The following is a 12897-nucleotide window of genomic DNA, read 5'->3' on the forward strand; positions in this document are numbered from 1 at the left end:
CTGAGTGCTTACTTGGCGGCGGCCAGCTCGGCGGCCTTGTCGGCCGCGCCGTCCATGGTGTCGACGCGCTGCACCAGCGGGTGGTTGGCGTCGGTGAGGATCTTCCGGCCCAGCTCGGCGTTGTTGCCGTCGAGGCGGACGACGAGCGGCTTCTCGACCTTCTCGCCGCGGTCCTCCAGGAGCTTCAGGGCCTGCACGATGCCGTTGGCGACCTCGTCGCAGGCGGTGATGCCACCGAAGACGTTGACGAAGACGGACTTGACGTCCGGGTCGCCCAGGATGATCTCCAGGCCGTTCGCCATCACCTGGGCGGAGGCGCCACCGCCGATGTCCAGGAAGTTGGCGGGCTTGACGCCACCGTGCCGCTCACCGGCGTACGCGACGACGTCCAGGGTGCTCATGACGAGACCGGCGCCGTTGCCGATGATGCCGACCTCGCCGTCGAGCTTGACGTAGTTGAGGTTCTTCTCCTTGGCGGCGGCCTCGAGCGGGTTGGCCGCGGCCTTGTCGTGGAGCTCCTCGAAGTCGGGGTGACGGAACTCGGCGTTGTCGTCGAGCGACACCTTGCCGTCGAGGGCGATGACGTCACCGGAGGCGACCTTGGCCAGCGGGTTGACCTCGACGAGGAGGGCGTCCTCCTTGATGAAGGTGTCCCACAGCTTCACCAGGACGTCGGCGACCTTGTCCGCGACCTCGGCCGGGAACTTGGCGGCGGCGACGATCTCCTGGGCCTTGGCCTTGTCCACACCGTCGATGGCGTCGATCGCGATCTTGGCGACGGCCTCGGGGCGGGTGGCGGCCACCTCCTCGATCTCCATGCCGCCCTCGACGGAGGCGATGGAGAGGAAGGTGCGGTTGGCACGGTCGAGGAGGAAGGAGACGTAGTACTCCTCGACGATCTCCGGAGCGGTCTCGGCGATCATGACCTTGTGGACCGTGTGGCCCTTGATGTCCATGCCGAGGATGTCCGTCGCGCGGGCGACGGCCTCGTCCGGGGAGGCGGCCAGCTTCACGCCACCGGCCTTGCCGCGACCACCGACCTTCACCTGCGCCTTGACGACGGACTTGCCGCCCAGACGCTCGGTGATCTCGCGCGCCGCCTCAGGCGTGTCGATGACTTCACCGGCCAGCACCGGTACATCGTGCTTGGCGAAGAGGTCCCTCGCCTGGTACTCGAACAGGTCCACGCGCTTCCGTCCCTATCAGTGATCTCGCGGTTCGTTGGATGCGTGGGCGTGCCGCGAAGGGCAACGTGACGTCCGCTTGTCACAAGGGAGGCGCACACGGTGTCCGAGCGCGCGGCATGTCCGTCTCGCAGGTTATCGCCGCTTGCGGGGGCTCCCTAAATCGAGGGTCACACACGAGCGGTGATACCTGTCACATGATGCCGGGTTCCCTGGCACGCCGTGCCGACGCGCGCGGGGCCGATCGGGGGCTTCGGAGGATGTGCCAGGCCTCACCGGGCCGGGACCGCCCCGGTGAGGCCCCCGGGCGGCCCGGGTGGCGCCCGGTGGTCAGGGGTGACGGTGTGCGCGTCACCGTGACGGGACACGGCGCGTCGGCGCTACCGACGGGTGGCCATGTCCGGTGTCACGCCGTGTCCGGTATCGGCAGCGGCCGTTTCTCCAGCGCTGCGGCCATGACCTCGGGGAACAGGTCGGGCGTGCAGGCGAAGGCCGGTGCGCCGAGCGTGGCGAGCGCCGCCGCGTGTTCCCGGTCGTACGCGGGCGCCCCCTCGTCCGACAGCGCGAGCAGCGCCACGAACTGCACCCCGGACGCCTTCATCGCCGCCACCCGCTTGAGCATCTCGTCGCGGATGCCGCCCTCATAGAGGTCGCTGATCAGCACGACCACGGTCTCGGCGGGCCGGCTGATCTGTGCCTGGCAGTAGGCCAGCGCCCGGTTGATGTCCGTGCCACCGCCGAGCTGGGTGCCGAACAGGACGTCGACCGGGTCGTCCAGCTGGTCGGTGAGGTCGACCACCGCCGTGTCGAAGACGACCAGCCGGGTGCTGATCGACCGCATGGAGGCGAGGACCGCGCCGAACACCGACGCGTAGACCACGGACGCGGCCATCGACCCGGACTGGTCGATGCAGAGCACGACCTCCTTCCGCACCGACCGGGCGGCGCGTCCGTATCCGACGAGCCGTTCCGGCACCACCGTGCGGTACTCGGGCAGGTAGTGCTTGAGGTTGGCCGCGATGGTGCGGTTCCAGTCGATGTCGTGGTGGCGTGGGCGGCTGATCCGCGCACTGCGGTCGAGGGCGCCGGTCAGGGTGGCCCGGGTACGGTTCGCGAGCCGCTTCTCCAGGTCCTCGACGACCTTGCGCACGACCGCGCGGGCCGTCTCCTTCGTCGTCTCCGGCATCGCCTTGTTCAGCGACAGCAGCGTGCCGACCAGGTGCACGTCCGCCTCCACCGCCTCCAGCATCTCCGGCTCCAGCAGCAGCGAGGCGAGCCCGAGCCGGTCGATGGCGTCGCGCTGCATGACCTGGACGACGGACGACGGGAAGTACGTGCGGATGTCCCCGAGCCAGCGCGCCACGGACGGGGCCGAGGCACCGAGCCCCGCCGAACGTTCCCGCCCCGCCTGCGGCCTGTCCCCCTTGCCGTACAGCGCGGCGAGCGTGCCGTCCATCGCCGCGTCCCGTCCGGACAGCGCGCATCCGGTGCCGTCGGCCTGGTCGCCGCCCAGCACCAGCCGCCACCGCCGCAGCCTCTCCCCCGCCGGATCGTCGAAGTCCGCCGGCCTCAAGTCGCTCGTCACGCACCCACCTCCGCACACCGGTTGTCCTCGCTGGAGCCACCCGCCGCATCCCGCACAGCCGTCTCGTCCAGGCCGAGCAGCAGCCGCAGTACCGGCAGCACGGCGTCGGCGCGCTCGGTGTCCGGATCGGCGGCGAAGCCGGGCGTCACGGTTCCGTAGGCCGTCGCCCGGCCGCCCGGCGGGTCTCCGGGCCCGCGCCGGAGCAGTTCCCCGAGCGTTCTGCGCACGCCCGGCTCATACGCGGCGAAGGTGCGCCGCAGCAGCGGCAGTACGACCGTGAACGCCTCCGCCGGCACCCCGGCCAGCCAGCTGTCCACCAGCCCGAGCAGCCGCTCGTCGTGCACCAGCAGCAGCCCGCCCCCGCCGCCGACGAAGCCCTCGATCCAGGCGGCCGCGTCCGCGGGCGGCGTCCCCGGCGACAACGCGAGCCCCATCAGCCGCGCCGCCTCCTTCGGCCGCAATGCCCCGTCGTCCAGCAACAAGCGCACAGCCCGCCCCCGCAGCACACCGGGCACGCTGTCCCGCGACGACATCGTCCGCAGCACGGCCCGCCACCGGTCCCGCAGACCGCCGGGCCAGGCTCCGGACACCGCACGGGCGGGCGATGGCGGTCCGTCCGCGCGGGCGAAGCCGAGCGCGGGGGAAGCGCCGCCCTTGTTCCCGGCGCGTCGGCCCGCGCCTGCCTCAGCGCCCACACCGGTCCCGGCGACGCCCGTCTCCCCGGCACCGGCGGCAGCACCGGTCAGCGTCTCCGACAGCAGCCCCACCGCCGCATGCACGGCGTCCACATGGCCGCGCATCTCCTCCGCGGCGTCGCCGTCAAGGGCGGCACACGCCGGGGGCAGGCCGACGAAGACGCGTTCGGCGAGGCCCGCGGCCACGCCGGCCAGCGCACCGGTGTCGGTGCCGCGCACGTCGCCGTAGCGCAGGGAGCGGACCAGGGCGGGCAGGGCCTGGGCGAGATGGCCGACGTCCGTGTCGAGCGCCGCCCGGTCGGCGAGCACCCGCATGACCACGGGCAGGGCGTCCGGCAGACCGGCGAGCAGGCACTGCTCGGCCAGCGCGGTGACGTCGGCCAGGGTGTGCGCGGCCGTCGCGTCCGCCTCGGCCTTGGCCTGCGCCGCCGCCCGTACGGTCGTCCCCCACACGCCCGCCTCGGCGACCCGCACGGACAGCTCCGGCTCCCAGCGCAGCCGCCATGTCTCCCGGAAGGTCCCCGTGCTCCCCCGTGAGCGCGCGGGCTCGCCCCAGCCGACGCCGAGCAGCCGCAGCCGGTGCAGCAGCCTGCTGCGGCCGGCGTCGGTGTCCCCGCGCAGGTCCAGCTCCAGTTCGCGCTCCAGCGCCTCTGGTTTGAGCCGCAGCGAACGCTGCTGCCGGGCCAGGTCGCGCTGCAGTGGCACCGCCGGCGCGGACTCCGGGACCTCGCCGAGGACGTCACCGACCACCAGCCGGTCGTGCACCAGCGCCAGCGGCACGTCCGAGCCGTCGCCCATCACCGCGCGCACGGCGTCGGTGGTCTCGGTCAGCCCGGGCAGCGGGCGGCCGCGCAGCACCGCCAGGGTCTCGGCGAGCCGGACCGCCTCGATGACATGGGCGGAGGAGACCATCCGGTCCTCCTCCCGCAGCAGCCGCGCCACCTTGGTCAGCCAGCGCTCGACCGGCCGGTCGGGGGCGTGGAACAGATGGCCGTACCAGCCCGGCGAGTCGACACCCGCGCCGTACCCGCTGGACCGGGCGAGTCTGCGGTGCGTCCATGGCACCCAGGTCAGGTCCGCCTTCACCTTGGGCAGCCCCTTCAGCAGGGCCCGGTCGGCGGCGACGGTGGTCTTCACACGCAGCGCGGGCACGTGCCAGGCCCCGCAGACGACGGCCAGCCCGTCCCCGAACTCCTTGCGCGCCGCACGCAGCCGGAGCCGCATGTGCGCCTCGCGGACCAGGTCCCGGGAGTGCCCGCCGGCGCCGTACCGCTCCCGGAGTGCGCCCATGGCATCCTCCAGCGCGGCGAACGGGGCGAAGGGGTCGCGCTCGCCCGGGCCCCGGTGCTCGACGGCGTCCTCCCACCAGCGTTCGGGGTCGTCGTATCCGGCGGCTTCGGCGAGGGCGGCGAGCGGGTCGACACGGACCTGCTCGCCGCCGTCCCGCCCGCCGTCGCCGTCCCTGCCCCCTTCGGTGTTCTCCGGGCCCTCGGCGCCCTTCTCCTCCCACGCGAGCGTGTGCGCGGCCGGCAGGTCGATGAAGTGGGCCGGGACGTCCTGTTCGAGGGCCCAGCGGATCGCCACCCATTCCGGGCTGAACTCGGCGAACGGCCAGAACGCCGAGCGGCCTGGCTCGTCCGTGGCATGGGCGAGCAGGGCGACGGGAGGCCGCAGGTCCGGGTCGGCGGCCAGCGGGATCAGCGCGTCGGCCTCGGGCGGCCCCTCGATCAGGACGGCCGCGGGCCGGGCGGCGTCCAGGGCGGCGCGCACCGCGCGGGCGGAGCCGGGGCCGTGGTGCCGCACGCCCAGCAGGAGCGGCCCGGAACCGCGGGGCTGGGGCCGGAGGGTACCGGTCACACGCTCACCTCCCGGCATGCGCGGTAGAAGTCCGTCCAGCCCGCGCGCTCCCGGACGACGGTCTCCAGGTACTCCTGCCAGATGACCCGGTCGGCCGCGGGGTCGCGGACCACGGCGCCGAGGATGCCGGCGGCGACGTCGGCCGGGCGCAGCACACCGTCGCCGAAGTGCGCGGACAGGGCGAGGCCGCCGGTGACCACGGAGATCGCCTCGGCCGTGGACAGGGTGCCACTGGGAGACTTGAGCCTGGTGCGGCCGTCGGCGGTGATGCCGTCGCGCAGCTCCCGGAAGACGGTCACCACCCGGCGGATCTCCTCGATGCCGTCGGGCCCGGCCGGCAGGTCGAGGGAGCGGCCGATCTGCTCGACGCGGCGGGTCACGATGTCGACCTCGGCGTCGGCGCTCTCCGGCAGCGGCAGCACCACGGTGTTGAAGCGGCGGCGCAGCGCGCTGGAGAGGTCGTTGACGCCTCTGTCCCGGTCGTTGGCGGTGGCGATGAGGTTGAAGCCGCGGACCGCCTGGACCTCCTGGCCCAGCTCCGGGACGGGCAGCGTCTTCTCGGACAGGATCGTGATCAGGGTGTCCTGCACATCGGCCGGGATACGGGTCAGCTCCTCGACGCGGGCCGTCATGCCCTCGGCCATGGCCCGCATGACGGGGCTGGGTACGAGGGCGTCTCGGCTGGGGCCGTGCGCGAGCAGCTGCGCGTAGTTCCAGCCGTAGCGGATCGCCTCCTCCGGGGTGCCGGCCGTGCCCTGCACGAGCAGGGTGGAGTCGCCGCTGACCGCGGCGGCCAGATGCTCGGAGACCCAGGTCTTGGCGGTGCCTGGCACACCGAGCAGGAGCAGGGCGCGGTCGGTGGCGAGCGTGGTCACGGCGACCTCGATGATCCGGCGCGGGCCCACGTACTTGGGTGTGATCACCGTGCCGTCCGGCAGGGTGCCGCCCAGCAGGTACGTCGCCACCGCCCACGGCGACAGCTTCCAGCGGGCCGGGCGCGGGCGGTCGTCCTGTGCGGCGAGCGCGGCGAGTTCGGCGGCGAAGGCGTGCTCGGCGTGCGGGCGCAAGGCGTTCTTGCTCGGTTCGACGGATGCGGCGTCCACGGACACAGACATGGCTGAGGCCCCCTCCAGCTCGGCCGGTTCGGATCTGGCATCCACCGTGCACCACGCCACTGACAATCGCTCTGACCTGCACAAACGCCCGCTCCGGGCCGATTGTCAGTGGCGGGACCTACCGTCGGATGCATGACTGAGCAGGGGGTGCGCTGGACGGCGGAGCAGGTGTGGGCACTGGCGCCTGACGCCGCGTCACGCAAGGCGGGCGGCAAGCTCGGCACGGCCGGTCCGTGGTCCGAGGCGGGGAGCGGAGAGGGGGCGGTGTGGGGGCTGTGCAAGGGCAGCGGCAGCAGGCCGTATCAGACGGTGGTCGATCTCGCCGGCGCGGCGGGCCCGGCGTACAAATGCAGTTGCCCGAGCCGTAAGTTCCCGTGCAAGCACGCGCTCGGGCTGCTCCTGCTGTGGGCGGGCGGCGACGGCTCGGTGCCGGCGTCCGGCGGGCCGCCGGACTGGGCCGAGCAGTGGCTCGCCGGCAGACGCCGGCACGCCGACAGCAAGCACGCCCGGAGTGAGGGGAGTTCGCCGGGCGGGTCCGCTGATCCCGAGGCGGCACGGCGGCGGGCCGAGCGCCGGGCCGAGCGGGTCACCGCGGGCGCGACGGAGCTGGAGCAGCGCCTCGCGGACCTGCTGCGCGGCGGTCTGGCCGCGGCCGAACAGGCGGGGTACGGCCTGTGGGACGAGACGGCGGCCCGCATGGTCGACGCGCAGGCGCCCGGACTCGCCGCGCGCGTACGGGAGTTGGGGGCGATACCAGGGTCGGGTGCGGGCTGGCCGGCCCGGCTGCTGGAGGAGTGCGCGCTGCTGCACCTGCTCGTCCAGGGCTGGCTGCACCGCGACCGGCTGCCGGACCCCCTCGCGGCCACGGTCCGCTCCCGGCTGGGCCTGCCCGCAACGGCGGAGGGCGCACCGGTCCGCGACCACTGGCTGGTCCTCGCCCAGTACGACACGGTGGACCCCAAACTGACGACCCGCCGGATATGGCTGCACGGCGCCGCTTCGGGCGGTACCCGGCTGCTGCTGTCCTACGGCGCGGCCGGCCGGGCCCCGGAGCTGTCGTTGCCGGTCGGCCTGGCCCTGGACGCGGAGCTGTCCGCCTATCCGGGCGCCGGTCGGCCCCGGTCCGCGCTGGGCGAGCGGTACGGCGCGCCCGTACCGGCCGTGTTCCGTCCACCGGGCACGACCACGGCCGAGGCGGCGGCACGGTACGGCGAGGCGCTGCGGGACGACCCCTGGCTGGAGTCGGTCCCGGTGACGCTGGACCGGGTGATACCGGTCCCGGACGGCGACCTGTGGCAGCTGGCCGACGCCGACACGGACTCCGCCCTGCCGCTGACCCGGGCCGCCCGCTCCCGCCCCGGCCTGTGGCGGCTGGTCGCCCTGTCCGGTGGCGGCCCGGTCACGGTCTTCGGCGAGTGCGGCCACCGCGGTTTCACACCGCTCACGGCCTGGCCGCAGGGCACGGGCGAGGCGGTGCCGCTGTGCTGACCGGCGTGCCGGGGAGGCACCGGCGCCCCTCGGCCCCGCACAAGGCCCCTCGGACACACAAGGCCCCTCGGACACACACAGGGAAGGGAAGGCGATGAACGGGACCACCTCGGCCGACGACGTCACCACGACTGCCGCAAGCTGGGAAGACCTGGTCACCACCGCTCTCCTCGGCACCGACCGGCGTCCACCGGCGCGTGCCGGGTCCGGCCGGGAAGCACCCCTGGCACTGCTCGACGAGGCCGCCGTGGCGACCGTACGGCGGCGGGCCGGGTTGCGCCCCGCCCGGGCGGCACGCGGGCCGGATCCGGCGCCCGAGGATCCCCGCCCGGCCCTGCCCGCCGCGGCGGCCCGCAGACTCGCCACGCTGCTGGCCGACCGCTCCGGCGGCGGGACCGGCGGCAGGCGGGGCAGCTCCCCCGACCTCATGGAGCTGCTCCCCCAGTGGCTCGCGGCGGCCAACGCCCACGGGTACGCGGCGCCCGCGCAGGCGCTGCCCGCCCTGCTGGACGCGGCCCGGGGTCGTACGGACCTTCGCCCGGCGGCGCTGGCGTTCGCGGGCCCGCGGGCGCTGTGGCTGGCCCGGTTGAACGCGGACTGGCGCTTCGCCCTGCGCGCGGCCCCCGGCGGCGGCACCGCACTGCCCGGCCCCGGGGAGGACGAGGAGGTCCGGCGGCTGTGGCAGGAAGGCCTGTTCGCCGAGCGGGTGGCCCTGCTGGGCGCGCTGCGCGCCGCTGTGCCCGCGTTCGCGCGCGAGCTGCTGGCATCGACCTGGCCGAAGGAGCGGGCGGAGGACCGGCTGATGTTCCTCGACTCGCTGCGCACGGGCCTGTCCGCCGCGGACGAGCCGTTCCTGGAGCAGGCGTTGGCCGACCGCAGCCGCAATGTGCGGGCGACGGCGGCCGAACTGCTGTCGGCGTTGCCCGCTTCGGCGCTCGCCACGCGCATGGCCGTACGGGCCGTGGCGTGCGTGGCCCTCGACCGCACGGGGAACACGCCGGCGATCGCGGTGGAGGCGCCGCTTGAGTGCGACTCCGGCATGGAGCGCGACGGTGTGGTGGCCGCACCTCCCGCAGGCAGAGGGGAACGCTCATGGTGGCTGGGGCAGTTGGTGGAAGCGGCACCGCTCGGCGTCTGGCGGGAGCGGCTCGGTGGCCGGACGGCGCAGGAGATCGTGGCGCTGCCGGTGGCGGACGGCTGGCAGGGCGAACTGCACGCGGCCTGGTGCCGGGCGGCGGTGCGGCAGCGGGACGCCGAGTGGTCGAGGGCGCTGCTCGGCTCGCCGTCGGCACCGGAGGCCGGCGGGCCGGGCGCGGTGTCACTGGCCGAGCGCGCGAAGCTGCTGGCCGCCCTGGAACCGGCGGAGCGGGCCGGGTGGGTGGCGGGATTCATCGCGACACACGGTCTGTCGGAGGCGTTCCAGCTGCTCGGGGTGTGCGCGGTGCCCTGGGCCCCGCCGCTGGGCCGGGCGGTCGTGGACGCGCTGAACATCGCGCGGGACGCGGGGAGTTACCCGTGGAGCTTCAGCGGGGTGATGGGCCTGACGGAACGCTGCCTGGACCCCGCGGAGGCCGCCCGGCTGGAGGGGCTGCTGGCGATACCCGACGAACGGGAGGACGCGGCGCCGGGCGCCGGAGGGTACTGGGCGGAGGCGTTCCAGCGGTTGGTGACCACATTGCGGTTGCGGGCGGAGATGGCGGCGGAACTCGCGGCCGGCGAGCGGCCGCCGCCCCTGGTCGCGGCGTCGGCTCAGCCGCCGGAGGCGGTCGGCTGACGGACGTTGTCCCGCACCCACTCCACGATCGACGCGGTCGTCGCCCCCGGCGTGAAGATCTCCGCGACGCCCTTCTCCTTCAGCGGCGGGATGTCCTCGTCCGGGACGATGCCGCCGCCGAAGACGACGATGTCCTCGGCGTCCCGCTCCTTGAGCAGGTCGATCACCGCGGCGAACAGCGTGTTGTGCGCGCCGGAGAGGATGGACAGACCGATCGCGTCGGCGTCCTCCTGGATGGCGGTGTCCACGATTTGTTCCGGCGTCTGGTGAAGGCCGGTGTAGATGACCTCCATACCGGCGTCGCGCAGGGCACGCGCGATGACCTTGGCCCCGCGATCGTGGCCGTCGAGCCCCGGTTTGGCGACCACCACGCGGATCGGACCGGCTGCCACACCCATCACTGCCTCCATCAGACGACCACGGAAGCGATCGCTTCCGTCCGTAACGACAAGTACCGCACTTTTGGCGCGTCCCGCCACCTGTCGCGAAGTGAACGAACGTTATCTCCAGCATCCCGCAACCGGCAGTTTTACGGTGCGCAGCGAGGGGGAAATCACATGGTGGGACATGAGGGCACACGGGGGATCGAGCCGTCCTCCGGCGTGCCGACAGGAGGTCGGCCATGAAGGTCACCGGGGTACTGCCGCTCTTCCTCCCGCTCTGCCGCCGCCTGTGGCCCGGCAGACTGGCCGGACTCTCGGTGGCGCTGGTGAAGGCGACCGCTCTGGAGGCCGCGATCCTGACCGGCCACCTCCTGCTGTATCCGACCGGTCTCACCCAGGAACGCCGCTCCCCCGTCCTGCCCGCCCAGGACGGCACCGCCCCGCTTCCGGTCCGGTCCGGCCCGCCGGTGGTGCTGCTGCACGGTTTCATCGACAACCGTTCGGTGTTCGTGCTGCTGCGCCGCAACCTCGCCCAGCACGGCAGGCAGCGCGTCATATCGCTCAACTACTCCCCGCTGACCTGTGACATCCGCGCGGCCGCCGAGCTGCTCGGCCGGCACATCGAGGAGATCTGCGAGCGCACCGGCAGCGACCGGGTCGACATCGTGGGGCACAGCCTCGGCGGGCTGATCGCCCGCTACTACGCGCAGTGCCTCGGCGGCGACCTGCGGGTGCGCACGCTGGTCACGCTGGGTACACCGCACTCGGGGACCAGCGCGGCGCCGCTGGCCAACGCCCATCCGATCGTGCGCCAGATGCGGCCCGGTTCGGGGGTCATCGAGGAGCTGGCCCGGCCCGCGCCCGGCTGCCGTACACGGTTCGTCTGCTTCTGGAGCGATCTGGACTCCGTGATGGTCCCGCTGGAGACGGCCTGTCTCGAACACCCCGATCTCGACGCGCAGAACGTCCGGGTGACCGGCATCGGGCATCTCGCCCTGCCCGTGCACCCGGCCGTCGCGGCCGGAATACGCACGGCGCTCGACACCCCGCACCCGGGGGACCGGGTCGCCGGCGGTCTGACGGTGGCATGACCCCGACGCACAGGTGACCAACGGTCACCCCACATCGAACACCAATCGAACCCTCGGCCAAACTCGTGTCCGGCACCCCCCGAAACACCGCCGAATGCCCGTTTACCGCCAACGCGAAACCGGCGGAAGATTGTCGCGCCCAGGTACCGGCGGGTACAGTCGCCGCACTGCTCTGGCAGCCCCTGTTGTCGAGGCGAAAGAGAAGTTGGTGAACGACCGTCACCCGTCGGGGACCATGACCACCCCGGCCCCGGCTTCCGACGCCTCCACCGCGCACTACGCGGCATACGGGACACATGAAGCCCCCTACGGCGACCTCACCACGTACGGCGGCTACGGCGCCAGCGGTTTTCCGGACGGCACCGGTTCCTTCTCCACCGATCCGCTCTTCGGCGGCCTGCCCGGCCAGCAGACCAGCAGTGCGTACGAGACGGGACAGTGGCAGACCGGTCAGAGCCCGAACTACGACCCCTACGCGGCCCAGCACCACACCGCCTACGACTCCGGCGTCCATGACACCAGTGCCTGGACGGTCCCCGCCCAGGCGACCGGCAACGACATAAGCGGGCAGTGGGACGCGAGCGCCTGGCTGCAGCCCGACCAGTCCGGCGGGGCCGACCCGACACAGCAGTGGGAGTGGGGCACCCAGACCTTCGAGACGGGCGCCTACGACGCCACCCAGTGGAACTCCGGCGGCCAGGGCCTGACGGCCGAGCCGGAGCAGCCTGGCGAACCGTTCGGCCAGCAGGCCACCGCCCTCTTCGAGCAGGCCGGCGAGCAGGACGCGGCCTACGGGCAGGCGCCGTATCAGCACCAGGCGCCGTACGCGGACACCGCCTTCGCCGGACAGCATTCCGCGGACTCCGCGGACGACGAGCCGGGCGGTACGGGCGAACTGCCCGCGGTCACCGGTCTGCTGGACGACCAGGAAGAGATCGCCCCGGTGTCCGTGACGCGTGCCGGCGCCCGCAGCGCCGCGCGCTCCCGCCGTCGTACACCCGCCAAGCGCTCCGCGCTGCTGACCGTCGCCGTGCCCTCGGCCTGTGTGATGGGGGTCGCCGGGATCGCCGCCGCCTCGGTCGGCGCCCTGACCGACGGCGGCGGCAAGGACACCACGGCCTCCGCCTCGGACGCGCACGCGGTCAAGCCGTCGGTCGCCAACAGCACGCTGGACAGCCAGCTGCGGACGCTGTCCGCCGGTGCCGACGACTTCGCCGACCGGGCGAGCCGGACGCAGGAGCGGATCGATCTCAAGAACCACCAGGAGCTGGAGAAGAAGAAGGCCGCGGCTCAGGCCGCACTCAAGGAACGGCTGCGCCCGAAGTTCGTGCTGCCGGTCACGCAGCGGGGGCTCAGCGCCTTCTTCGGCCAGGCGGGCGTGAACTGGATGTCGGTGCATACGGGCATCGACTTCCCCGTCTCCTACGGCACCACGGTGATGGCCGCCACCGACGGCGTCGTCTCCACGAAGTGGAACAGCGCCTACGGCAACATGATGATCGTGACGGCGAAGGACGGCACGGAGACCTGGTACTGCCACCTCTCCAGCTACCGCGTCGCTTCCGGTACAGCCGTCAAGGCCGGCCAGCCGATCGCCTACTCCGGCAACTCCGGCAACTCCACCGGCCCGCACCTGCACTTCGAGGTGCGGCCCGCGGGCGGGGCGGCCATAGACCCGCTGCCGTGGCTGAGGAGCCACGGACTCGATCCGACCTGAGCGTCCAA

General features: G+C 73.3%; 9 protein-coding genes. 4 read left to right on the forward strand and 5 right to left on the reverse strand.

Annotated features, from left to right (window positions below; genetic code table 11):
* Positions 1–8: 8 nt before the first annotated feature.
* From sucC to ABT171_RS02580, 4 genes are all read right to left on the reverse strand, one after another.
* Entirely contained in the window at positions 9–1187 is a 1179-nt protein-coding gene (gene sucC, locus ABT171_RS02565) for an ADP-forming succinate--CoA ligase subunit beta (protein ID WP_351238927.1), read from the reverse strand.
* Positions 1188–1590: 403 nt separating this feature from the next.
* Entirely contained in the window at positions 1591–2769 is a 1179-nt protein-coding gene (locus tag ABT171_RS02570) for a vWA domain-containing protein (protein WP_351238929.1), read from the reverse strand.
* The gene (locus ABT171_RS02575; RefSeq protein ID WP_351238931.1) at positions 2766–5339 is read right to left on the reverse strand and encodes a DUF5682 family protein; all 2574 of its coding nucleotides are present in this window, start codon (positions 5337–5339) and stop codon (positions 2766–2768) included. Before ABT171_RS02575 ends, ABT171_RS02570 begins: the two co-directional genes overlap by 4 nt.
* Positions 5318–6436, reverse strand: coding sequence for an ATP-binding protein (locus tag ABT171_RS02580; protein ID WP_351238933.1), 1119 nt, complete (start codon positions 6434–6436; stop codon positions 5318–5320). Before ABT171_RS02580 ends, ABT171_RS02575 begins: the two co-directional genes overlap by 22 nt.
* Before the next feature lie 132 nt (positions 6437–6568).
* On the opposite strand from ABT171_RS02580, the gene ABT171_RS02585 reads away from it, so the two are divergent.
* On the forward strand, positions 6569–7924 hold the full coding sequence (locus ABT171_RS02585) for an SWIM zinc finger family protein (protein WP_351238935.1): 1356 nt from the start codon (positions 6569–6571) through the stop codon (positions 7922–7924).
* A gap of 94 nt (positions 7925–8018) precedes the next feature.
* Positions 8019–9698, forward strand: a complete 1680-nt coding sequence (locus ABT171_RS02590) for a DUF5691 domain-containing protein (RefSeq protein WP_351238937.1) — start codon at positions 8019–8021, stop codon at positions 9696–9698.
* On the opposite strand, the gene icmB is transcribed toward ABT171_RS02590, so the two are convergent.
* Complete coding sequence (icmB, locus tag ABT171_RS02595; protein ID WP_351238939.1) at positions 9674–10096, reverse strand: coenzyme B12-dependent isobutyryl CoA mutase small subunit; 423 nt, start codon at positions 10094–10096, stop codon at positions 9674–9676. The genes ABT171_RS02590 and icmB overlap by 25 nt on opposite strands.
* A gap of 224 nt (positions 10097–10320) precedes the next feature.
* Here icmB and ABT171_RS02600 point away from each other — a divergent pair, with 224 nt between their 5' ends.
* A complete protein-coding gene (locus tag ABT171_RS02600; RefSeq protein WP_351238941.1) occupies positions 10321–11172 on the forward strand; it encodes an esterase/lipase family protein in 852 nt (283 codons plus the stop codon).
* A gap of 208 nt (positions 11173–11380) precedes the next feature.
* Positions 11381–12889: a M23 family metallopeptidase gene (locus ABT171_RS02605; protein WP_351238943.1), complete on the forward strand. Its 1509-nt coding sequence runs from the start codon at positions 11381–11383 to the stop codon at positions 12887–12889.
* Positions 12890–12897: the final 8 nt, after the last annotated feature.

This window comes from Streptomyces sp. NPDC001851 (assembly GCF_040297165.1).
Classification (GTDB): Bacteria; Actinomycetota; Actinomycetes; order Streptomycetales; family Streptomycetaceae; genus Streptomyces.